Source organism: Shewanella japonica, from assembly GCF_002075795.1.
GTDB lineage: Bacteria > Pseudomonadota > Gammaproteobacteria > Enterobacterales > Shewanellaceae > Shewanella > Shewanella japonica.
On record NZ_CP020472.1, the window covers coordinates 3,428,262 to 3,450,740 of the forward strand.

Below are 22,479 nucleotides of genomic sequence, written 5' to 3' on the forward strand. Positions count from 1 at the left end.
GAATAGTCTCTTCGTGTGAGCCTATTCGTTTGAATATCTGCGCTTGAGTATCTGCACTTAAGTATCTATGCTTGAGTATCTACGCTTGGGCCACCTTGAGAAACCATAACCATAGCTGGACGGAGTAAGCGTGAATTTAAGGTATAACCCTTCTGCATAACCAACATGACAGTGTCTTTTGGATATTCTGCGCTAGGTTGCATACCAATTGCTTGGTGATGTTCAGGGTTAAATGCTTCGCCGATTGGGTTAACTTGTACCACTCCGAATTTCTCTACTGAACCTAAGAAACCTTTCATGGTTAATTCAACACCTTCAACGATAGCTTTAGTCGCTTCATCTTCAGGATTAACACCTGTTAACGCACGCTCCATGTTGTCCAACACAGGTAGCAGTTCGTTTACAAACTTCTCTAAAGCGAATGCACGTGCTTTTTCAACATCTTTAGCCGCGCGAGTACGGATATTTGCTGTTTCTGCTGCAGCACGAATTTCTACATCTTTACGTTCAGCTAATGCTGCTTCAGATGCCGCAAGTTGTTGTTCTAACTCTTCAATTCTAAGGTTAGCTTGAGTTAGCTCATCAACTTCTTGTGTTGCTTCAGTTTCAACTTCTGTTTCGATTTCAGTGGTTTCAGCTGCATCAATAACGTCTTGATCTGCTTTATTTGACTCGTTGCTCATTTTCACTCCAGCTAAAAATGCTTTGTTTCTGATTACTATGGGCATATTATGGGGATCAATTTCTTTGTTTCAAGCCTTTGAGCAAATCAAATACTAATATGACCAAAAAGTTCCAAACAATTGGCCTAATCGGCAAACCACACCACAAGGGTACAAACCTCACTTTGAAGCGTTTGCATCACTGGTTGTCGATGCAAGGTTTCGATATTTTAGCCGAAGAACGTGTCGCCTCAGAACTGAAAGTCGACATTGAATCGGTTGATTTAACAGAATTAGGTGAGCGTTGCGATTTAGCCATTGTGGTAGGCGGCGACGGAAATATGCTTGGAGCTGCCAGAGTATTAGCTAGGTTTGATATTGCAGTGATTGGTGTAAACCGTGGCAACTTAGGTTTTTTAACTGATTTACCTCCAGATAACTTCGAAGCGTCGTTGTCGAAGGTGTTAGACGGACAATATGACACTGAGTACCGTTTTTTGCTTGAGGCAGAAGTCCATCGCCATGGCATGCTCAAATCAAGTAATACCGCTGTCAATGAGGCCGTACTGCATCCAGGTAAAGTGGCGCACATGATCCAGTTTGAGGTCTATATTGATGATCAATTCATGTATAGTCAGCGGGCTGACGGCATGATTGTCTCAACGCCTACAGGCTCGACCGCGTACTCATTATCTGCTGGCGGCTCAATTCTCACCCCTAACCTGCAAGCATTAATTTTAGTGCCAATGTTTCCACACACCTTATCTTGTCGCCCTATTGTTGTGGATGCAAGCAGTACAATTAAGTTAGTCGTCTCGCCCGATAATGGCGAAAACCTTGAAGTAAGCTGTGATGGGCATGTGCATTTATCTGTACTGCCTGGTGATGAGATTTTAATAAGCCGCAGTGAAGACAGGCTTAGAATGATTCACCCTAAGGGGCATAATTACTTTAATGTGTTAAGAGCTAAATTGGGCTGGGGCAGTAAGTTATTTTAAGGTGCTGAAATATTGATGCGCGCAGAAGGCGCATCAATATTCCCCTGTGTTAACTGATTTAATTTGCTGTTAAGCAAGCGAGCAATTGCTCGGTAAGGGTTGTTTCATTTAGTGCAGGTAGCGAAATTATCTCGATGCGAGAATCCATCGCATCATCCAGTTCCATCACTGATAATTTGCCATCAGACATATTAAAACCCGCAATCCCTTCTTCAGTGATCATCACAGCCTTAATACGTACCACATTATGTGCAATTAATTGATTAATGAAACTAATAAGCTTATCAAATTCAAAGCATAAACTAGGATCAAAAATCCAACCAATACTAAATGCTCCCTCACCTTGATTAGATTTAACCCAATAACCACCTTGATTAAACTCGACAGGCTTTGGTAATGGCTCTGATGAAGAAACAGGCTTAAATATTGAAGCTGAACTTTGTGTTAATGACGTGCTTTTGCCCAAGCTAGTAGATTGCTTAATTGGTGTTGTCGATTTAGCGCGAGGTAAAAGTGGCTTATCAATCTCATTTAATAACAATTTAATCGCACTTTCAGCATTGGCGCTAATTAGTATCGATTCTTGGTTAACTCGGCCAATAAGTGCCGATAAGCTTTCAAACTCTTGTGCTTGATATAAATCAGCTTTACTTGCATAAACAATATCAGCAATGCGTAGCTGCTGATTAAAATTTTCATTATCACGATAAGCTTCAATGAGCACTTTACGTGCATCAACCACACATACCGTTTGATTGACCGATAGTACTTGGCGGTTATATTCGTTGGTTAATACTTTTAAAATCTCAGCTGGATGCCCTAAACCTGTAGGCTCGATAAAAAGTCTGTCAGGTTTGGCTTTTTGAATCAGTTGGTTAATAGCAACTTGAGTCGGGATCCCAGCAGCACAGCACAAACAACCACCAGCAACTTCTTTAATCACCACTTGCTCGGATGAGTGAGTGCCAGCCATTAGACTGGCATCAATACCAATTTCACCAAACTCATTAACTAATATAGCCCATGTTTCATTTTCAGGTTTTAACTTGAGTAAAGACAAAATAAGGCTAGTTTTACCTGCGCCTAAAAAACCCGTAATTACATTTGTTTTGATAGTCTTGAGGATCACCCAACATTTCCTTGTTCAATTAGTACTTAAAAAAGCCGTAATGATCACTTAGCTTTTTTAGCATATTTACCTTGTCGACTTGGTTTGGCTTTATCATTGCCACGATGACCATTTGGTCTTTTATGTTTAAAAGATTTCTTTGGCTTAACCGCTTCAACTTCACGGTATCTGGCTGGTAAAGGAGCGCCAGCTTCATAGCCAGGCTGAACATGGACTTCTATTTGGCATTGAATTAGCGACTCAATATCACTTAATAATTCCATTTCATTTTGAGCTACTAACGAAATTGCCTGTCCAGCAAGTCCTGCTCGCCCTGTTCGACCAATACGGTGAACATAATCTTCAGGCTCAGGCGGTAACTCAAAGTTAATCACCAAAGGTAAAGCCTCAATATCTAGGCCTCGAGCAGCAAGATCGGTAGCAATCATGACACGCAGTTTACCGCTTTTAAATTCTTCTAACGCTCTATTTCGTGCTCCCTGAGTTTTATCGCCATGAAACACTGCAGCTTTAATACCGTCTAATTTCAACTCTTTAAGAAGGTGTTCCGCAGTTTCTTTCATACTGGTAAACACCATTACTTGTTGCCAATTATTACGGCCAATCAGTTCTGATAACAACTCTGCTTTACGTCGTTTGTCCACTTGAAATACCGATTGAGAAATCGTATCGGCAGTGGCTTGATTTGACACATGCACAAACTCAGGCGACTTAAGCATTTTTGCCGCTAAGCTTTTGACATCTTCTGAATAGGTTGCTGAAAACATCATGGTTTGATGTTGACGATTGACTAAACGTTTTACCTTCTCTATGTCTTTGACAAAACCAAGATCAAGCATCCTGTCAGCTTCATCAATCACTAAATGAGTGACAAAAGATAAATCCAGATCGTACTGGCCAATAATGTCAAATAATCTACCAGGCGTAGCAACGAGAATGTCTACCCCTTTATTTAACGCTTTACGTTGGGGGTTAATGCTTGCCCCGCCATATACTGCGACACTCTCAAACGGTAAAAATTGAGCGTAATCAACAATGTTACGCTCAATTTGGATTGCTAACTCTCGTGTTGGCGTCATAATTAACACACGGAGTCTTTGCCAAGCAGTTTTGGTCTCTTGTTGCTCAATTTGTTGCGACAACAATGATAATAATGGCAACGAAAACGCAGCGGTCTTACCTGTACCTGTTTGAGCACTTGCTAAAACATCTTTACCTTCAATCACAAGTGGCATCACAACCTGCTGTACTGGCGTCATTTTGTCGTAGCCGCACGCCTTAACCGCATCTAAAATAGGCTGTGAAAAGCCAACAGAATCAAAAGTCATATTTTTCTCTAATCTACACAAGTAATAATGGCGCTATTGTAGCGGCTCAATGACATTTAAGCGATGTATTCAAGGCTGGATCAGTCCCTTTCACTATTAAATACACAAAATTCAATAAATACTGTTTTTAAGTGCAAAGTAACAGTTTGTATCTTGTGGTTTTTTTTGTTGATTTACCTAGACCAATTAAGCAACATAACCGCAACAAAAACAAAACACAAAAAAGGCCCACAATGAAATTGATGTACCCGTTGTTATTTGCATTGACCTTATCTGCATGTGGTGGAAGTTCAGATTCAAGCACAACCGATCCAGTAGAACCTGTCGACCCAAATCCACCTGTAGAAGAAAAAGAGCTTCAAGCTGATATTTGTTACATCATGTCGACATCGCTAGGTGACATTACACTTGCTATCGATACAACAAACACACCGATCACTGGTGAAAATTTTAAAACCTATGTTGAAGAAGAGTTCTACAATGGCACAATTTTTCACCGTGTAATTCATAACTTTGTTTCGCAAGGTGGTGGCTTCACATCAGGATTAGTCGCAAAACCAACTAATGATCCCATTGAGTTAGAAAGTAACGTCGGCTTATCGAATGCTCGCGGCACCATTGCAATGGCAAGAACCAACGTGGCAAATTCAGCAACATCGCAGTTTTATATTAACGCGCTAGATAATACACAACTGGATTACAGTTCAAGTACAAATCCTGGTTATGCTGTTTTCGGTCAAGTTGTACAAGGAATGGAAGTCGTTGATCAAATCAATATCACTGATACTAATAGTAGTGATGTGCCGACGACAGATATCGTCATCAACACAGTAACTGAAACCACTTGTCCTCAAGTTTAACGACCTGAATGATAGCGGGTATATTCTAGTTTTATCTCTAACGGTTTCTCTTATTTAAATGCTGATAACACTTTTAGTTATCAGCGTTTTTTTAGTGGATAATGTGCTCAATATCTCGCAAAAAACTAAAATAAGCGCCAAATCCCCATTTCGTATTAAAACTACAAAATGACAAAAATTTAGTATCAATATATGATTTTCATCACAAACCACAGTGCATTTGGTTGTTACTTTAACGACAGAAAAGAATTTTAACTTTATTAATTTCAAGCGTTGAAGAGGTTTATTATGGCGACTAAATTTTTCATTCCAAGTGTAAATGTTCTCGGTCAAGGTGGTGTTGATGAAGCAATTAATGACATTAAAACATTAGGCTTCAAACGTGCTCTGATAGTTACTGATACGCCATTAGTTAACATTGGTTTAGTAGATAAGGTCGCTGCTAAACTCATCGATAATGGCATTACAGTATTCATCTTTGATGGCGTACAACCTAACCCAACAGTGAGCAATGTTGAAGCTGGTTTAGCCATGCTAAATGCACATGAATGTGATTTTGTTATTTCATTAGGTGGCGGTTCACCGCACGACTGCGCCAAAGGTATTGCATTAGTCGCAACCAATGGCGGCAGTATTAGTGACTATGAAGGTCTGGATGTATCAACTCGTCCACAATTACCTTTAGTTGCTATCAATACAACAGCCGGTACGGCCAGTGAAATGACACGCTTTTGTATCATTACTGATGAAACTCGTCACATTAAAATGGCTATCGTCGACAAAAACACGACACCAATTTTATCAGTAAATGATCCTGAGCTTATGATTGAAAAGCCGGCGGCATTGACTGCGGCTACTGGTATGGATGCACTAACGCACGCAATTGAAGCATACGTTTCAATCGCTGCCACTCCCATTACCGATGCTTGCGCGATTAAAGCAATCGAGTTAATTAAAGCCAATTTAGTCAATGCGGTAGAGCAAGGCGATAATATTGACGCTCGAGAACAAATGGCATACGCGCAATTCTTAGCGGGTATGGCATTTAATAATGCAAGCCTTGGGTATGTCCATGCTATGGCGCATCAACTTGGTGGTTTTTACGACCTACCTCATGGGGTTTGTAATGCATTGTTACTGCCGCATGTTCAGGCATGCAATGCAAAAGTGGTTCCAGGTAAGTTAAAAGACATCGCTAAAGCAATGGGGGTAGATGTTGCTCAACTATCTGATGAACAAGGTGCTGAGTCTGCAATTGAAGCAATTAAAGCGTTATCTGTTGCAGTGAATATACCTGCTAACTTAACCGAGTTAGGTGTGAACCCTGAAGACATTCCAGTCTTAGCTGACAATGCGTTAAAAGATGCATGCGGATTGACTAACCCGCAACAAGCAACACACGCAGAAATTTGCGAAATTTTTACCAACGCTCTATAAGTTAATAAGTACCTAATCAGCATAAGCTGACTCATTGTCTAACATGATGTGTTAAGAAAGACAGAAATCGTACTGCGGCAAGCTAACTTGGTTGCAGCAGTACGATTTTCATTCAAGTATCGAGCTACAACAACTGGCAAGTTTGGTATACCTGCTTGGCAGTAATTCACGCATGTGCTTATAGGCAAACTATCAATATTAAGCATCAAAAAACAAAGTACCAATCACAGATAAAAACACATAAACAACTGTTTAATATATATTTTTAATTACCATCATTTAAGAACTGTTAACTGGCTCTAACTTCTATAAATAACCATTGACCAAAGTTAAATTAGCAGTCTATGATGAATTACATTCTTAAAAAAGTAGGTAAGCTATGACAGCAATCACTCATGTGTATAACTACACAGTAAGATGTCCTCATTACAAAGAAAATGAAAAACCAGCAAGCTGGTTAAATCATGTCGAAATTAACCAATCTAGTGAAATCGCACTAAATAGAATTACTAAGTGGCACTGTGAGCCAGGCTCAAAAGCATTTGAAAATGGTGAGTTTGTGGTTAGAAAATCTGACACTGACGATACCTACTATGCAATGCAAAGTAACCGCATGTTAAATAACGCCCACTCACTGGTGACGTTTAAAATATTCTTAGACCAATGCTGCCAAGATGCGGATCCCGAAAAAATTGTAGCTCACCTTGTTGAAGATTATAACGGCCGACTGGCTAAAGCTCAGTAAATCAGTCATGACAACTTAATAAAGCACAATTGTTTTCCAAAATCTTCACTGACTCGTATATCGTTCTAAATGGAAAACAGTCATATCAACCCGACAATACATTGCGATTGTCGGTGTTGTTTTAACTGTAATTAACTTTCCAACTCCGCGCATATTTTGTGATCGACTCTTCGTTTTTGGTAACAGCATTGATATGCGATCACAGTTTATCGATCAAAATCTGACGAACTCCCCTGTATTACTATATAAACACTGCTCAAATTTCTATTTTAATATCAGAACACAGTGAACTTACAGGCTCAGTCAATTGAACTTAGTCTCACTGAAAACAAGTGATTTAAAACGCTTTTACAATTAGCCCCGCTTTATCAAACTTATGTTTACATTATAAAGATAATACGAGTAGATAAAGTTCAATATGGCCAAGCTTTTCGATTTCTGCCATTAACCAAATTAACAAGTGAGCTAATTGGCGTTCATATAACGCCCCAAATAGAAATTAACTGAATTTTTAAACTTACCTTTATAGGAGCATCATCAGATGCAAGCAGTTCCAAATATCGTCATTATTGGTGGCGGCGCAGGTGGTATGGAAATCGCCACAAAACTTGGTCATAAAGTTGGCAGAAAAGGCAAAGCAAAAGTCACATTAATTGATTGCGCCGAAAGCCATGTGTGGAAGCCGTTATTGCACGAAGTGGCAACAGGCGCCTTAGATATTGGCCTAGATGCAATCAGCTATCGAGGCCACGCATCAGCCCATGGTTATCATTTCCAGCAAGGTGCGATGATTGATATTAATCGAGACGAAAAACAGATTGTTTTGGCGCCAATTAATGACGAAGAAGGTCAAGAGCTGTTACCAGCGCGCCATATTCCATATGATTATGCCGTAATCGCAATTGGTAGTGTTGCAAACGACTTCAATATACCAGGCGTTAAAGAACACAGTTTATTCTTAGATAACACTGAACAAGCCATGTCTATTCGTAAAATATTACTGAATAAATTCATGCGCTACGCAAGCCACCATCAACTTGATGAAAAAATCAAAATTGCTGTCGTTGGCGCTGGTGCTACAGGTGTGGAAATGTCAGCGGAAATGCACCATGCAGTTGAACAGCTAAGTGGCTTTGGCTATAAAATTGATACTAGCTTGCTTGAAGTGACCTTAATTGAAGCTGATGAACGTATTTTACCAAAAGTCGATAAGGTAGAGATTTCAAATTCAGTTACCCGTGAGCTGAAACAGCTTGGCGTAAACGTAATGACAAATACGCGTATCACACAAGTAACCCCTGAAGGTTTATCAACAACTGAAGGCAACTTAATTCCTTCAGACATGGTTATTTGGTCTACTGGTGTAAAAGCGCCTGACTTCCTGAACAATATTGGTGGCCTTGAAAGCAACCATATCAATCAGGTGATGGTAAAGCAGAACATGCAAACGACGCTAGATGACCATATTTTCTCAATTGGAGACTGTGCAGCGTGCCCACAAGAAGATGGCAGCTGGGTACCGCCTAGAGGTCAATCAGCAAGACAAATGGCGTTAATGACAGCCGATAACATTATATTAATGCTTGAAGGCAAAGCACCTAAGAATGAATATGTGTATAAAGATTTAGGCTCTTTGGTGAATTTATCTAAGTTTCATACTGTCGGTAATTTAATGTCATTCATGGGCGGTGGTGTATTAGTGGAAGGTAAAATTGCCCGTTTCGTTTACACTTCTTTATATCGTCGTCATTTGATTGAATTACACGGTGTAGTTAAAGGGACATTAATGATGTTGGCTAAAGGCATTGGTCGCATCATTCATCCACATTTAAAACTACATTAAAGGCAGGTAAGCCCTTTTAGGCTTTTAATGCGTTTTAGCAAAAGCCCATTTCAATATTGAAATGGGCTTTTTTGTTTTAAGCCTTACGCAGCATTCGCTCTGATCCCATGTGGCACAGGCAAACCACGTTCATTGATATTCACAAAAACAACTTTATCAACCACCGCAATAGGCGCGTTTGTTGATTGATTTCTTGCTTTACAGCGAAGTGTTATAGAGCTTTGACCTAAGCTAATAATTTCCATTCCAAACTCAACTACATCACCCAAGCTTGCTGAGCACATAAAATTAATTTCCGACACTAGCTTGGGCATCAATAATTTACTGTGCATTTCACATCGAGCATAAAGAGACGTTTCTTCATTTAGCCACTTCATCAACTGGCCACTGCATAATTTCTTATCTGAATTTAAATCAACTAATTTGACAATATGACGGCCTAAATATTCCATGATATTGATCCTTTTATAGAGAATACCCCTAAAGAGGTAGCAACATTAATACCACTAAGGTAAACAATTGAAATATAAGGAGTAGAACAAAATAAACTTAACCCAAAAGAGATGGCTTGCGCTACAAATGAGCATAACATGAGTAAGATTGCACGATAAAAGCGCAACGATAGTCGCTCGCTACGCTTTGTCTTTGATTGGCAATATTTTAGATAAACTACTTAGTGAGAGCCTGAGGCAAACATGCTTTAAGTGCTTTAACAAACGTCAGTATGTCTTGTCGGCTAATATCTTTATGGGTCACAAAGCGAAGAGAATAACTAGAACTGATTAATATCCCTTGTTGTGCGAGTAACAAGGTTAAATGCTTTACATCAAAGCGTTTATCTAACGTCGCAAAAACCATATTAGTCTGTACTTGTGAAATATCTACGTTAAGCTCAGGCATCTCAAGTAAATGTTGCGCGAGTAAAGCTGCGTTATCATGATCTTCTGCTAATCTATCAACCTGATCGGTAATCGCAAGTTCTGCGGCAGCTGCGATTATCCCAGCCTGACGCATACCACCACCTAACATTTTACGCCATCGAATTGCTTTATTAATTAATCGCTCATCACCTAACAATATTGATCCAATTGGCGCCGATAACCCCTTTGATAAACAAATAGAAACAGAATCAAAATATTGGGTAATATCACTTATCGCTATATTTTGAGCCACTGCAGCATTGGCAACTCTAGCACCATCAAGGTGAATTTTTAAATTATGATTAAACGCTAACGCTTGGGCATCAGCCAAATATTGTTGCGGTAGGACTTTTCCCCCAATCGTGTTTTCAATGCTCAGCAAGCGAGTTCTGGCAAAGTGCACATCATCGGGTTTAATTGCTGCTTCAATATCCGTTAATAAGATACTGCCATCAGCTTGATTATTTAGCGGTTGTGGTTGAATACTCCCCAGTACGGCAGCCCCACCACCCTCAAATTTGTAATTATGAGCCTGCTGACCACAAAGGTATTCATCGCCTCGGTCACAATGGCTTATCAAGGCCAGTAAATTGGCTTGAGTGCCTGAACTAACAAACAAGGCACTGTCAAAGCCGAATCGCTCAGCGGCCATGTCTTGCAAACGATTCACCGTCGGGTCATCGCCATAAACATCATCGCCGACTTTTGCATTCGCCATTGCCGCTCGCATCGCATCGGTAGGTTTTGTGACTGTATCACTACGAAAATCTATCATGTTTGTTCTCATCAACATCAAGCTTGTAATAAGCAGCTAAATTAAAGACATTCATTCTACCTTAATTAATCATGCCTTCATTATTTAATGTCACACCATTTGAACCAATTCAGCCTATGTTGATTAAATTTGTCACAAAAAAAACCAGCAACAAGTGCTGGTTTTTTTAAAAGAGTTACCAACTTATTTGGCAGGCATCTCTTTTAAGTGAAGATCCATTTGTGGGTATGGAATTTCAATATTCGCTGCATCAAGTGCATTTTTAATTTGTTCAAGTAGTTCGAACTTAGCACCCCAATAATCTGGTGTCTTTACCCAAGGACGTACAACAAAGTTAATTGAAGAATCAGCAAGCTCAGCCAGTGCGATTGTGTACGCAGGATCTTTTAAGACATAGGCATTGTTGTCTAACACTTCAGTTAATATTTTCTTGGTTTGAGCAATATCAGCACCGTAGCCAACACCAATAACCATATCGATACGACGTTTTTCTTGTGCAGAATAGTTGGTAATTGTGCCATTCATCATTGCTGAGTTAGGAGCAACAATCACTTTGTTATCAGGCGTTAAAAGACGTGTTGAAAAGATAGTGATTTCATCAATCGTACCAGAGACACCTGCCGCATCAACGTAATCACCTACGCGACATGGACGAAATACAACCATAAGCACGCCAGAAGCAAAGTTTGATAATGAACCTTGAAGCGCTAAACCTACCGCTAAACCAGCCGCACCCAATACAGCAACCAATGACGCTGTTTGCACGCCAATTTGGCCTAAAGTGGCGATAATGGTAAATACAAAAACAACGCCCCAGACTAAGTTACCGACAAAAGAGGCAACTGTTTCATCAATTTTACGGCTTAGCATCATCTTAGTGGTTAAGTTCTTAGCCACGTTTGATAAGTACTTACCGATAATAAAGATAACAATTGCCATGACCACTTTCAGTCCGTAAGTGACAATAAATTCTGGCGCTTGTTGCATTAAGCCTTCAATATTTTCCATTGTTTAACTCCCTAAATATAAATTATTTTGTACTTTTACTATTTAATAAAATGTCTACTCGTCTATTTAATTGACGTGATTCTTTAGATAAATTATCAGTCATAGGCTGACTGCTACCCTTGCCTAACACTTCTATAAATTCTGTATTAACGCCATACTCTTTACTTAGTAATGACTTCACTGCTTTTGCCCGTGCTAAAGACAAGGCGTTATTAAACTGCTCTGCTCCAATATTGTCTGTGTGCCCTACCAACAACACCTTTGCGGAATGCCTAATCTCTGGTAAAAATGCCTGTAAAGAAGCTCTCTGCGTTTGCGATAAGTCTGCGTGGGCAAATTCAAAGAATAGCCGTATTGGAGATTCAATAGCTGAAACTGAATGACCTTGCACATCAGCAACACCTGCAGCTTTTTCATCGATGACATTCGTTTCACTTGATAACAAAGTAAGGTCCTGGCAGCCATTGGCTAACACAACCGCATCAGCGGGTGTATCAGGACATGCATCTTTTTTATCTGGTACGCCGTCTTTATCGGTATCAACCCACGCCGAACAAGGTAAACTCAAACTTAATAAGCAAGCTAAGACAAATACTTTGTAAAACATCTTGCCTCCACGCTTATAAATCCAAGATTAGGCATGCGAAAACAGCACATGTTGCTAACAGGTAAATCAAACAATTGAATATCTAATTAAGACAAACAGATCCAAAGAGTTATATTTTATCTCCTTGTTAACAGATTGCAAAGCAATTAACCAAACTTACTCTAGTATAGGTAGGATTTTTTAACTTGCTTATCCTTAGCCCCTCTCGCTTCAACACTGCATTAACCAAAACAGTGAAATACAAGCTTGAACCTGCACCAGCGTTAAACGAATACAAACCCACTACAAATATCAACAAAGGTATCTAAAAATCCAACGAAGTTGTGATTTTATACAAGTATTTACAGAGCCAGATGTCGCATTAGCATTGACTTTTAAGGCCTTTAAAGGGTATATAAGGTTAGCTTTTTGAGGTTTTAATGATTAAAACTTTAAAATGATGACATTTAATATAATAAATAAACAACAAAGTGATTAATTTTATAGCAACTAAATTGAAACACTAACGGGCGTAGACCCTTAAATAATCAATACGTTGAAATTAATCACCATTTGCAGACAACAATTTCTGTGGCGACCCTTGTCCCGCAGGCAATCACAAGCTTAAGGTGGAAGACTTAATGAGCAATGCAAAACCACAGGGGACCATGCTTGGTCATCCCAAGGGGCTTTTCCTGCTGTTTACAACAGAATTATGGGAAAGATTTAGTTACTACGCAATGCGCGCCATTTTGGTGCTCTATCTAGTCGATAAGGTTCAATCAGATGGTGGTCATGGTCTTGGTTGGACACAAGCAGATGCAATCTCTCTTTATGGTACTTTCACAGGTCTAGTATACTTAACACCGCTTATTGGTGGTTGGTTAGCTGATAATTATTTAGGTCAACGTAAAGCCATCATGATTGGTGGTGCATTAATGGCTGCTGGTCAATTTACTTTGGCATTTCCTCATAGTTGGGCACCGGGTGCCGAAACGACTATTTTCTATATCGGTCTATTTACTCTTATCATTGGTAACGGCTTATTTAAGCCAAATATCTCTACTATGGTAGGTGACTTATATGAAGAAGGTGATCACCGTCGTGATGGTGCATTTACTATCTTCTATATGGGTATCAACGTAGGTGCATTCCTTTCAGGTATCATTGTTGGTTCGGTTGTTGCAGCTTACGATGGTAACTTCCAAATGGGCTTCTTGTGTGCAGGTATCGGTATGGTACTTTCACTGATTATTCAATTTGTTTTTGCGCAAAAATTATTAGGTGACATTGGTCGCTACCCTGCTGCAAAACTTGAAAAAGAGAAGCAAAAAGAAAAAGGTGATGTACGTAAAGAGCCATTAACTAAAGTTGAGCGTGACCGTATTAAAGTGATTATGGTTATGGGTCTGTTCACCATTATCTTCTGGGCTGGCTTTGAGCAAGCTGGTGGTCTGATGAACTTGTTCACTAATGACTTTACTGACCGTATGATTGGTAGCTGGGAAGTACCAACAACTTGGTTCCAGTCTTTAAACGCTATGTTTATTGTTATTTTTGCGCCAGTGATAGCCTCTATTTGGGTACGTCTTGGTAAAAATGAGCCTAACTCACCTGTAAAATTTGCTTTAGGTTTAGTATTACTGGGTATTGGTTTCCTATTCATGATTGGTGCGGTATTAGAAATGGGCGGTGACGCCAATGCCAAATCAAGCATGTGGTGGCTTGTAGGTGCATACTTCTTCCATACTATGGGCGAACTATGTTTATCTCCAATCGGTCTATCAATGGTAACTAAACTTGCTCCACTGCGTATTGCTTCTCTAATGATGGGTGCTTGGTTCCTATTCGTTGCTATTGCAAACAAAGTTGGCGGCATTGTAGGTTCATTCATTGGTCATGGTGGCGAAAAAGAAGAGCAACTTGCTAATGCAATGGCCATTTTCGCTGGTATCGCAATTACTTCTGCTGTATCAGGCATTATCCTTTACTTCATGGCTGACAAGCTCGTTGACTGGATGCGCGGCGCTGAAGGACACAATGAAAGCGAAGAAGAAGCATTAGCAGAAGAAATCGCTGTTACTGCTGAACATGAAGCGATTAAACCAAGTTAATCGATAAGTGTTAAAAAGCTAAAAACCTCGCAATTGCGAGGTTTTTAGTTTTTTACTTTCTTAATGCTTGTTAGCTAATGACTTATCACTTATTTAAAAACTTGAAACAGCCCAAAATAAACCTACCTTGTCTTATACTAGTAACCGACTAGTTAACCGCTAACTCAATAAAACCACCAGCAGGAACAGTTTCATCATAATATAATCCGTCAAATTCATTATTCAAAAGTTTATTACGATGCTGACTAATATTACTGGCGATACAAATTTTTTCTTCAGGCATTAACGTTCTAAACTGCATACTTGGTTTATTCCATTCAACAGTTCCCAGCTGTAACGATTCAGACATTGCCAATGGCGCAAGCCCATTATTATTACGTAAATAACAGCGTAAACCGCTACCAGCCTGCCCTATTGCCACTCTAAAGTTACTTAAATCAATGCAGACATAAACAATATCTACAAATAAATTAATGCCAGAATTAACCATACGGTCATTTAGGTAGCTCAACATATTAAACGGCTCAATGAGTGTGGTGCTCAATCCATTTCTAAATAACTTTAGTTTTTGATTTACGAAACTTCTTAATAGTACGCAGCCAAATGCAGCACGATTATCCTCGGGATGGAAATGAGCCATATACATCATTAAGTGATTGTCACCCACCATCGTTGAGTCAATAAAGTAGGCACTGACATCACTATTTTTGCAGAGGCTATAATGAATTTTAGCTGATGGATAACACACATTTGATGCAGGAAATAATTGCTGCTGAACACTTTTAGCCGCTTCTGAATTATGTTCAAGCAAACTGAAATTATCGGTTAACTCTTGGTAGGATAAATCCTGACTCATGTTTGCCGCTGAATTAATCACCGCGTCACTATCATTAAAATCGAGATGTTCTAATTGCGTGTTTTGTGGGGAAATAGCTTGCAAGATGGCTTGTTCGATAATACTAAAATCAGCCAAAGGTTTAACCAAATAATCACTGGCGCCATATCGCAAAGCCTCAACAACATCGGCCATGACATTGTTTCCAGAAATGACAATTGAAGGCACTGCTGGATTAATTTTAATAATTTGCTTGAGCATCCCTAACCCATCGAGTTTAGGCATACTCAAGTCTGCAATCACAATATCAACAGTATGAGCCTGAAACTCACTGACACCTTCGTTACCATCTGCGGCTTCGAATACAACGGCACCTTGCTGGACTAAAAAATCGGCCAACAATTGCCTAAAAACTGAATCATCTTCAACTAACAGCACAGCGACATCTGTTAATGCCATACTTTTCCCCGGCAGATTATCTACCGGCGAAATAATTAGTCCGGCAGGTTTACTCGAGCTCTAATAGGTATTCTTCGAGTAACTCGTCATCGTCTTGTTTTGAAGGCACATTGCCGTCATAAACTTTATAATCCATATACTGAAAATAGGCTTCTTTTACAAAGGTATATGGATCAAGCGCATTATCCAATAAGCGTTCTTGATCAATAGCAGCAGCACGAGAATCAAGGTTTTTTAAACCCCATTTCAAAATGGACTGCCATAACAAGAACTCTGATAAAGGAAAGTATAGACCATCAACCCAATCTGAGGCGAGTTCCCTTGTCACATAGGGACCAAAAAAAGGCGCCATAAAATAAGGCCCATTTGGTACACCGTAATAGCCCAAAACTTCGTTAAATTGATCTTGTTTTCTTACCATCCCCATCATGTCAGCAACATCAATGATGCCGAATAAACCTAAGGTGGTATTAACTGTGAAGCGGCCACCAGCATTGGCAGCCCAACCCCATTTTCCTTGTAATGCATTATTCACAAGTGAACTTGGCTCTTCAAAGTTACGTACAAAGTTATTGACACCTGATTTAACGGGTAAGGGTAAATAGTCGTTGTAGCCGTGGGCTATGGGGCGAAATAAATGCCTGTCTAGCACCAAGTAATTAAAGTCCCACATTGCACGGTTAAAACCTTCAATGGGGTCTCTTGGGTCGTTATAAATAACTTCAACTGCTGGTTTTACGGTTGATTGAGGTGCATTGGTTGAAGCTTCTTCAGCGTGCGCTAAAAAAACCGAATTACCCAACATCAAAGAAAGTAACATCCATTTATACTTCATACATCTCTCTTTAGGGAATTAGTAACTACCAGCAAATGACAATATTTATGATACTAATGAGTACGTTATATACATATGATGAGATCAAATAGAGACTACAAAGAAAGTTGGAAATCATCATATTCTTGCTGATAGTGTTAAAGCTTAATCTTAGTAAGTCGATAAAAGAGCACTGAGGTTATAACTTGTTCATTGAGCTTATCGGCAACGATAAATAACAAAGTTATTTAAACAATAAGTCAATATTTGTAAGTTTAGCAATGTTACAAATACCACCAAGTGACTTACGATTAGGCTACACAATGACTTTTAAGGATACGTGTGGCCAACAAGATATCAACCATTAAATTGTAATAGAACATATTATAAGGTGCTATTGCCCTGTTATGACAACTATCAAAACAAGTGCACATATAGACAAAAGTGAAGTAGGTGCCGCATTAAAAAATGCAGCTAAATCCCACAGTCTAGACTCGTCCTCGTCAAGGCCAGCATCATCACAATTAGAGCAAGGTACTGTGCTGGTTCCTGCTAAAATAATTGCTGATAAACCAATAGCTAATTCTTCAACAAGTCGTGCGCAAGTGGATAAGCCTCAACCAGCAGCAGCGAATCCAAGTCAAGTTACACTTGATATAAAAGGTAAACAGATACAATTTAAACCGAGCCTGCAAGTCAACCAACTGTTGCAGGCTGGCGCTAAAGTCATGATTAGCGCCGAGCAAGTCACTCAGTTGACAACCAGCACACAGCCAAGCCCAACACAAGCCGTTAATCTAGGGCAACAACAAATTGTCATTGTAGGCCAGCCTGTTAGGCTTAACTTACCGGATGAAATTTTAAATATTGCCTATTCAAATGGAATTTCATCCAAGCAGCTTTTGACGTTAGCATCTCGACCACAAGGTTATCCGCTACCAATTGTAAACATCAATACCAATGTAATGAGATTCGATAATGGCACCAATGTCACTGTTTCAACATTACCCACACTACCTAGTGGTACCCAAGTTGCCTATGTATCTCAGATCGCAGGCAAACTGCAGCTCATATTAAGCCCAGTAAGACTTATAGAGTCGGTACCAATGACACTAAAAGTCGACCATATTACCGATGCGAGTACTAAGGCTGCGCCCAGCTTGACCTCCCAATTAGACCAACGCATTATCACTCGAAATGAGCCGGTCCAGGTCTTATCGCAATTTTTAAAAAAGCTTGAGCACATGCCTGCAGCTATAGAGAATAGTCATGTCAGACAGGTACAATCTAATACAACCATGTACCCAGTGCAGAAACCTTCTACAGAGTTGATTGCAAAACAAAGCCATCAAGAACAAGCGTTGTTTATAAAAATTAAAGATGTATTAACGAGCCCTTTCAATAACAGAAGCATTGACCTTCTCAACAGCAATGTTTCGCAATTATTATCTAAAGGGGCGTCGTTATCTCCAGATCAGTTTAAACAACTCACCAACCTTATTCTGCAAATGGCCCAATCAAGCAATGCTGGGAGCTTGAGGGTGACGCAGGAGCAAATAGCTGCGATTACTGCGCAGGTGAATAAGTTAACCCCTCAAGCTAAGCTTGATGCCGCTCATATTTGCGCAGCAACTAAACTTACTGGCGAAACTTTGGCGAATACAGTCTCGAATAGCACTGTGGCTGGTAATAGCCTAGTTAGTCATAGTAAGTCACCATTTGAAGTACTAAACCAAAATTTATCTAAAGCTGGTGCAATGCCCTCTCAGCAAGCCGATACTACTCAATCACAAAGCCTAGCATCACAACTATTAAAAATACTGCCTAAGCTCGATCCATCGCCAATAACTGAGTTAGTTAATCCTCAACTTCTAAAGGCTGAACTAACACAACTTGCAAACCTTAACCTGAGCCAGACAGCATCTATTCCAAATAGCACACTAATGGGCGGAGCAATAACAAGTCTATTTCAATTATTGCTCGGATTTAAACTCAAAAGTGTTAATACCAGTATGAGCCCGAAGCTGCAAAACTATATGGCTAAATTACAACAGAAAGTTGTTAGTTCAATGACCGCCAATCATCCGATGCTAGCAGCATTAGATAAAGCGGGCAGCTTAGAATCACTCACTAAATTTGCATCAAGTGTGAACCTTTACCAACAAGCCAGTAATGAAAACAGTCAAACGCAGACTTGGTACTTTGCTTTACCTTATTCTATTGGGCAAAGAAATGAGCAGTTTGAAGGCAAATTTGAACAGTCCGCAGCTAAGGATGAAGATGAAAAACAGCAAGGTTGGCGTCTTCAGCTTAAGTTTAACCTTGCCCACGGCCCATTACTAATTAATGCCCATAAACAAGGTGAGTACCTAGACTTAGCCTTCACTGGTGACAATCCTGCTATTTTGTCAAAAGTGGATTCATTTCAAGAAGCTTTAGCTGAAAAAATAAACCAAGCAGGCTTACAAGCGCGAGAGATAAAAACCACTGTAGCCCCAGTTGCCGCGACCTTATTACCTGGCGACCATTACTTGGTGAAAACCAACGCTTAATAAAGCTGGGAGAGTAAAACCAGTACAAGTGAAATCAGTGTTTAGTCAAAACACGTTTTTAATTGAAAGCAAAATAAAGAATAGGATATGTATGAGTAAGATTAAGAAAGCGGTTGCGTTGAGCTTTGATGGAAAAGAAGCGCCAAAAGTAACAGCAACAGGCAAGGATTTAGTCGCGCAAGAAATCATTGCTTTAGCAGAAGCAACGGGGGTTTATATCCATCAGGATGAGCATTTAAGTGAGTTTTTACAATTGCTAGAGCTAGGTGAAGAAGTTCCCAAAGAGCTCTACACGCTAATCGCAGAGCTCATTGCATTTGTCTATATGCTAGATGGTAAATTTCCTGAGCAATGGAACAACCTTCATCAAAGGATCCTAGATAAAGCCTAATGACAATGTACGCTATTTTTTATGTAAACGAATGATAAGTTCAGCTTCGGCTTTCGGTAATTCACATTCTTCCATTAATTCTTGTACCCCAGCGCCTAACCCCACCATTTTTAATGCGCGAGAATATAACTTAGACTGGGGATCTTGCTGACTGGCCTCTTCAATCATATCTGATTGTTTAGCAATCTTTTGCTCGAGTTCTAATACTCTTTTACCTACCCCTATAGTGCCACTTCTTAGCTCTTGCAGCTCGCGCTTGACCGACTCGCGCTGTCGATCATTTTCTTTAACTAACAAGGTAAGTGCATCAACTTTGCTTTGCAGCTTAGCTGTTTTTTTACTAAACACAGTCCAAAAAATTGCCCCTGCAACAACAATAATAACGATAAGAATCAGCAACTCTTGTGACATTTATTTTCCTTGGTAAATTTTTTAGTCATTAAAACACAAAAGCCAGCAAAAAATAATGCTGGCTTTCATTGGTATAGCGTTAACACTATAACTGAGTGATTTCAGCCCACTCATCATCCGATAATAATTTATCTAAGTCGACTAAAATAAGTAACTCATTGTCACGGTTGCTCACACCTTGGATAAATTTAGCACTTTCTTCAGTGCCGACATTCGGTGCATTATCAATTTCAGAGCGGCGTAAGTAAACGACTTCAGCAACGCTATCCACTAAAATACCAATAACTTGTTTTTCAGCTTCAATGATAACGATACGAGACGAGTCATCGACCTCAGCCGAATCAAGGCCAAAGCGCGAGCGTGTATCAATAACAGTAACCACATTACCACGAAGATTAATAATACCCAGTACATATAATGGCGCACCTGGTACAGGGGCGATTTCAGTGTAACGTAACACCTCTTGTACTTGCATCACATTAATGCCGTAGGTTTCATTATCTAACTTAAATGTTACCCACTGTAAAACTACATCTTCTTTACCCGTAGCAACCGCTGCTACATTTCTTGAGTCTGTCATAAATAACCTCAGTCAATCGAATCTTGACAACCTAATCCTGCATCTAGCATTTCAATAAGCGCTTGCACGTTTAAAATGCCACACATTTGTTCTTTTACCACACCAGCAAGCCACGGACGCTTACCAGGTTTTTCACGCCAATTAACTTGTGATTTATCTATTTTTACAGCGTTAACTAATGACTCACAAGCCAAGCCCCAATCACTGTCTTCTAGCATTACTAAATACTGATAATCTACGCTTTCAGCCAATTCTTTAGTGTATTTCTCTGGCATAACCCAGCGGCAACTATCCACTACGTTAACTTTTTGCTCCCTGCGTGTTTGTACTCCTAAAAACCAATCCGGGCGACCTATTAGATGACTAATATGCTCTATTTTAACAATACCACCTAGACTTACCAATGGCACAGCAAGTGTCAGCCCTGCAACATTAAAAAACAGTACCTGAAACTCATTATCAAGCACTTCTTGCAAGTTTTGAGTGACACTTGGTGGTGTTGCTCCAGTTTGTAAAGCAGGAGATGACTCTCGTTTACTATCAAGGGTGTCTTCCCTTGAATGGTTTTTCTTTAATGATATATCGGCAGTTTTTTCAGATACTTTACTGACAGATGCGCCAGAAGTGTCAATTTTTTTATCTAGGCTGTTTGCCTGAGTTTCTGGGCTTGCTTGGCTAAGCTTTTCCCTCAATAACTGTGCTTTTAATTTAATATCATCTTGAACCTTGCTACTTGAAGGTTGTTTAATATCCGCAGCAAGATTTTCTTGTGCTTTTTCTAATGTTGGCTCGACAACACCTTGCTTCTTAATCGTTGCACTAACGGCTGGTTCAGCATGTTTCGACACGGCTGAAAGTAATTTAGATAAAGCCGCTTTATCAACTGGAGGTTCAGCAAACGCTTTGCTCTGTTGTGATGTGCCAGCAACCCTAGCCTCGTTGAGCTGCGGAACATCGTCAATTGGAGCGACAGGCTTGTGTACCACTTTGCTGTGCTTTTTCTTGAAATCTACTGAATTGATATCTCGAGGGTTAGCTGCTGTTTTTTCATTTACTGATGCCTCGTGAGTATCAATAGTCTTTTTCGTTGCGGCAATGGAGTTAGTTGCATTGTCTGTTTTAGCAGTTGTTGAATTAGATAAGGGAGTTTCGGAGTCAGCTAAGCCTGCCGGCTCTTCTAGAGCTTCTTGTAATAAAACAGAAAAAAAATCAAAAACAGTTTCGTCAACCGATTTTGACATGCTTAAACTCCTTGGCGAGCAAAAAATCTAATAGTCGATTATAAGCTTTCATACCTCGGCTGCTCGGGGAATAGTGAGAAGCAGGGACATGCGCAAGACTCGCATCTCTAAACTTAGTATCGACAGGAATAACATCTGGCCACAAGGTATCAGGATATTTTTCCTCTAACGACTGCAATGCAATAGGTGATGCTTTGGTTCTTCTATCGAACATGGTAGGTAAAATGGTAAAACTATAGGTCGTTTTTTTAGAACGCCCCATTAACCCCATTGTTTTAACCATACGTTCTAAGCCTTTAATCGCCAGAAATTCTGTTTGCACAGGAATAACGATATGCTGGCTCGCAGCCAATGCATTGACCATCAACACCCCTAAAATAGGTGGACAGTCGATGATAGCCACATCGTATTTATCTGCAAGTAACGAGGTCACATTTCTAAGTACTAACCCCACCCCCTCTTGATGACCGAGCGCTCTATCTAGGGTAGCAAGGGCCATTGAAGCAGGAATAATATCCAATCCATCTATGGATGTGGGGACGATATGCTTTTCAACACTTTCAAGAGTAAGGGTCTTATGTGAAAGGAAAATATCATATAGTGAGCTTGGGATTTCTTCTGAATCAATGCCGAGATAGTAACCCAATGAAGCATGAGGATCCGTGTCAATCATAAGCACTTTTTGGCCACGTTTTACTAACGCACCCGCTAAACTTGCCACCGTTGTGGTTTTGCCGACACCACCCTTTTGATTAGCAATTGTCCATACTTTCAAATCACGCCTCATTACT

Annotated in this window: 21 protein-coding genes; 8 read left to right on the forward strand and 13 right to left on the reverse strand. The window is 39.9% G+C overall.

Annotation, left to right across the window (positions count from 1 at the left end):
* Positions 1-65: 65 nt before the first annotated feature.
* Positions 66-683, reverse strand: coding sequence for a nucleotide exchange factor GrpE (grpE, locus tag SJ2017_RS14735; RefSeq protein WP_065108516.1), 618 nt, complete (start codon positions 681-683; stop codon positions 66-68).
* Between the two features lie 98 nt (positions 684-781).
* Between grpE and nadK the strand changes: the two genes are divergently transcribed.
* A complete protein-coding gene (nadK, locus tag SJ2017_RS14740; RefSeq protein WP_055024988.1) occupies positions 782-1,660 on the forward strand; it encodes an NAD(+) kinase in 879 nt (292 codons plus the stop codon).
* A 58-nt stretch (positions 1,661-1,718) separates the two neighbouring features.
* Here nadK and SJ2017_RS14745 read toward each other — a convergent pair whose 3' ends face one another.
* Positions 1,719-2,789, reverse strand: coding sequence for a CobW family GTP-binding protein (locus SJ2017_RS14745; RefSeq protein WP_080916229.1), 1,071 nt, complete (start codon positions 2,787-2,789; stop codon positions 1,719-1,721).
* Positions 2,790-2,833: 44 nt separating this feature from the next.
* Positions 2,834-4,117, reverse strand: coding sequence for a DEAD/DEAH box helicase (locus SJ2017_RS14750; RefSeq protein ID WP_080916230.1), 1,284 nt, complete (start codon positions 4,115-4,117; stop codon positions 2,834-2,836).
* 233 nt (positions 4,118-4,350) lie between these two features.
* Between SJ2017_RS14750 and SJ2017_RS14755 the strand changes: the two genes are divergently transcribed.
* The 4 genes from SJ2017_RS14755 (at position 4,351) to SJ2017_RS14770 (ending at position 9,002) form a co-directional block, all read left to right on the forward strand.
* Positions 4,351-4,977 (forward strand): peptidylprolyl isomerase, encoded by a 627-nt coding sequence (locus tag SJ2017_RS14755; RefSeq protein ID WP_080916231.1) that lies wholly within the window; start codon positions 4,351-4,353, stop codon positions 4,975-4,977.
* Positions 4,978-5,265: 288 nt separating this feature from the next.
* Positions 5,266-6,414, forward strand: a complete 1,149-nt coding sequence (yiaY, locus tag SJ2017_RS14760; protein WP_080916232.1) for an L-threonine dehydrogenase — start codon at positions 5,266-5,268, stop codon at positions 6,412-6,414.
* 379 nt (positions 6,415-6,793) lie between these two features.
* Entirely contained in the window at positions 6,794-7,159 is a 366-nt protein-coding gene (locus tag SJ2017_RS14765) for a hypothetical protein (protein ID WP_055024993.1), read from the forward strand.
* 541 nt (positions 7,160-7,700) lie between these two features.
* On the forward strand, positions 7,701-9,002 hold the full coding sequence (locus SJ2017_RS14770) for an NAD(P)/FAD-dependent oxidoreductase (protein ID WP_055024994.1): 1,302 nt from the start codon (positions 7,701-7,703) through the stop codon (positions 9,000-9,002).
* 83 nt (positions 9,003-9,085) lie between these two features.
* On the opposite strand, the gene SJ2017_RS14775 is transcribed toward SJ2017_RS14770, so the two are convergent.
* The 4 genes from SJ2017_RS14775 to SJ2017_RS14790 all read right to left on the reverse strand — a co-directional run bounded on the left by SJ2017_RS14775 (position 9,086) and on the right by SJ2017_RS14790 (position 12,312).
* Positions 9,086-9,454 carry a hotdog domain-containing protein gene (locus SJ2017_RS14775; RefSeq protein WP_055024995.1) on the reverse strand — a complete coding sequence of 123 codons (369 nt, stop codon included), beginning with the start codon at positions 9,452-9,454 and terminating at the stop codon, positions 9,086-9,088.
* Positions 9,455-9,671: 217 nt separating this feature from the next.
* Complete coding sequence (gene ltaE / locus SJ2017_RS14780; protein WP_156003304.1) at positions 9,672-10,709, reverse strand: low-specificity L-threonine aldolase; 1,038 nt, start codon at positions 10,707-10,709, stop codon at positions 9,672-9,674.
* A 171-nt stretch (positions 10,710-10,880) separates the two neighbouring features.
* Entirely contained in the window at positions 10,881-11,705 is an 825-nt protein-coding gene (locus SJ2017_RS14785; protein ID WP_055024997.1) for a mechanosensitive ion channel family protein, read from the reverse strand.
* Between the two features lie 22 nt (positions 11,706-11,727).
* The gene (locus SJ2017_RS14790) at positions 11,728-12,312 is read right to left on the reverse strand and encodes an OmpA family protein (RefSeq protein ID WP_080916234.1); all 585 of its coding nucleotides are present in this window, start codon (positions 12,310-12,312) and stop codon (positions 11,728-11,730) included.
* Between the two features lie 620 nt (positions 12,313-12,932).
* Here SJ2017_RS14790 and SJ2017_RS14795 point away from each other — a divergent pair.
* On the forward strand, positions 12,933-14,405 hold the full coding sequence (locus SJ2017_RS14795; protein WP_080916235.1) for a peptide MFS transporter: 1,473 nt from the start codon (positions 12,933-12,935) through the stop codon (positions 14,403-14,405).
* A 148-nt stretch (positions 14,406-14,553) separates the two neighbouring features.
* On the opposite strand, the gene SJ2017_RS14800 is transcribed toward SJ2017_RS14795, so the two are convergent.
* Both SJ2017_RS14800 and SJ2017_RS14805 read right to left on the reverse strand, forming a co-directional pair.
* The gene (locus SJ2017_RS14800) at positions 14,554-15,699 is read right to left on the reverse strand and encodes a response regulator (protein ID WP_055025000.1); all 1,146 of its coding nucleotides are present in this window, start codon (positions 15,697-15,699) and stop codon (positions 14,554-14,556) included.
* A gap of 49 nt (positions 15,700-15,748) precedes the next feature.
* Positions 15,749-16,534 carry an MlaA family lipoprotein gene (locus SJ2017_RS14805; RefSeq protein ID WP_080916236.1) on the reverse strand — a complete coding sequence of 262 codons (786 nt, stop codon included), beginning with the start codon at positions 16,532-16,534 and terminating at the stop codon, positions 15,749-15,751.
* A 386-nt stretch (positions 16,535-16,920) separates the two neighbouring features.
* On the opposite strand from SJ2017_RS14805, the gene SJ2017_RS14810 reads away from it, so the two are divergent.
* Both SJ2017_RS14810 and SJ2017_RS14815 read left to right on the forward strand, forming a co-directional pair.
* Positions 16,921-19,065 (forward strand): hypothetical protein, encoded by a 2,145-nt coding sequence (locus SJ2017_RS14810; RefSeq protein WP_080916237.1) that lies wholly within the window; start codon positions 16,921-16,923, stop codon positions 19,063-19,065.
* A gap of 91 nt (positions 19,066-19,156) precedes the next feature.
* A complete protein-coding gene (locus tag SJ2017_RS14815) occupies positions 19,157-19,456 on the forward strand; it encodes an EscU/YscU/HrcU family type III secretion system export apparatus switch protein (RefSeq protein WP_055025003.1) in 300 nt (99 codons plus the stop codon).
* Positions 19,457-19,468: 12 nt separating this feature from the next.
* Here the strand turns inward: SJ2017_RS14815 and SJ2017_RS14820 are convergent, their stop codons facing one another.
* The 4 genes from SJ2017_RS14820 to SJ2017_RS14835 all read right to left on the reverse strand — a co-directional run bounded on the left by SJ2017_RS14820 (position 19,469) and on the right by SJ2017_RS14835 (position 22,463).
* Positions 19,469-19,867 (reverse strand): DUF2802 domain-containing protein, encoded by a 399-nt coding sequence (locus SJ2017_RS14820; RefSeq protein ID WP_080916238.1) that lies wholly within the window; start codon positions 19,865-19,867, stop codon positions 19,469-19,471.
* Between the two features lie 85 nt (positions 19,868-19,952).
* A complete protein-coding gene (locus tag SJ2017_RS14825) occupies positions 19,953-20,447 on the reverse strand; it encodes a chemotaxis protein CheW (RefSeq protein WP_055025005.1) in 495 nt (164 codons plus the stop codon).
* An 8-nt stretch (positions 20,448-20,455) separates the two neighbouring features.
* Positions 20,456-21,688, reverse strand: a complete 1,233-nt coding sequence (locus tag SJ2017_RS14830) for a chemotaxis protein CheW (RefSeq protein WP_080916239.1) — start codon at positions 21,686-21,688, stop codon at positions 20,456-20,458.
* Positions 21,672-22,463, reverse strand: a complete 792-nt coding sequence (locus SJ2017_RS14835) for a ParA family protein (RefSeq protein WP_080916240.1) — start codon at positions 22,461-22,463, stop codon at positions 21,672-21,674. Before SJ2017_RS14835 ends, SJ2017_RS14830 begins: the two co-directional genes overlap by 17 nt.
* Positions 22,464-22,479: the final 16 nt, after the last annotated feature.

What these genes read in the sequence shown, in the direction of transcription:
- SJ2017_RS14805 (WP_080916236.1), bottom strand. Translation starts at nt 16,534, where the DNA reads ATGAAGTATAAATGGATGTTACTTTCTTTGATGTTGGGTAATTCGGTT.
- yiaY (WP_080916232.1), top strand. Translation starts at nt 5,266, where the DNA reads ATGGCGACTAAATTTTTCATTCCAAGTGTAAATGTTCTCGGTCAAGGT.
- grpE (WP_065108516.1), bottom strand. Translation starts at nt 683, where the DNA reads ATGAGCAACGAGTCAAATAAAGCAGATCAAGACGTTATTGATGCAGCT.
- SJ2017_RS14815 (WP_055025003.1), top strand. Translation starts at nt 19,157, where the DNA reads ATGAGTAAGATTAAGAAAGCGGTTGCGTTGAGCTTTGATGGAAAAGAA.
- nadK (WP_055024988.1), top strand. Translation starts at nt 782, where the DNA reads ATGACCAAAAAGTTCCAAACAATTGGCCTAATCGGCAAACCACACCAC.
- SJ2017_RS14830 (WP_080916239.1), bottom strand. Translation starts at nt 21,688, where the DNA reads ATGTCAAAATCGGTTGACGAAACTGTTTTTGATTTTTTTTCTGTTTTA.
- SJ2017_RS14750 (WP_080916230.1), bottom strand. Translation starts at nt 4,117, where the DNA reads ATGACTTTTGATTCTGTTGGCTTTTCACAGCCTATTTTAGATGCGGTT.
- SJ2017_RS14795 (WP_080916235.1), top strand. Translation starts at nt 12,933, where the DNA reads ATGAGCAATGCAAAACCACAGGGGACCATGCTTGGTCATCCCAAGGGG.
- SJ2017_RS14810 (WP_080916237.1), top strand. Translation starts at nt 16,921, where the DNA reads ATGACAACTATCAAAACAAGTGCACATATAGACAAAAGTGAAGTAGGT.
- SJ2017_RS14765 (WP_055024993.1), top strand. Translation starts at nt 6,794, where the DNA reads ATGACAGCAATCACTCATGTGTATAACTACACAGTAAGATGTCCTCAT.
- ltaE (WP_156003304.1), bottom strand. Translation starts at nt 10,709, where the DNA reads ATGAGAACAAACATGATAGATTTTCGTAGTGATACAGTCACAAAACCT.
- SJ2017_RS14825 (WP_055025005.1), bottom strand. Translation starts at nt 20,447, where the DNA reads ATGACAGACTCAAGAAATGTAGCAGCGGTTGCTACGGGTAAAGAAGAT.
- SJ2017_RS14800 (WP_055025000.1), bottom strand. Translation starts at nt 15,699, where the DNA reads ATGGCATTAACAGATGTCGCTGTGCTGTTAGTTGAAGATGATTCAGTT.
- SJ2017_RS14775 (WP_055024995.1), bottom strand. Translation starts at nt 9,454, where the DNA reads ATGGAATATTTAGGCCGTCATATTGTCAAATTAGTTGATTTAAATTCA.
- SJ2017_RS14790 (WP_080916234.1), bottom strand. Translation starts at nt 12,312, where the DNA reads ATGTTTTACAAAGTATTTGTCTTAGCTTGCTTATTAAGTTTGAGTTTA.
- SJ2017_RS14770 (WP_055024994.1), top strand. Translation starts at nt 7,701, where the DNA reads ATGCAAGCAGTTCCAAATATCGTCATTATTGGTGGCGGCGCAGGTGGT.
- SJ2017_RS14820 (WP_080916238.1), bottom strand. Translation starts at nt 19,867, where the DNA reads ATGTCACAAGAGTTGCTGATTCTTATCGTTATTATTGTTGTTGCAGGG.
- SJ2017_RS14785 (WP_055024997.1), bottom strand. Translation starts at nt 11,705, where the DNA reads ATGGAAAATATTGAAGGCTTAATGCAACAAGCGCCAGAATTTATTGTC.
- SJ2017_RS14755 (WP_080916231.1), top strand. Translation starts at nt 4,351, where the DNA reads ATGAAATTGATGTACCCGTTGTTATTTGCATTGACCTTATCTGCATGT.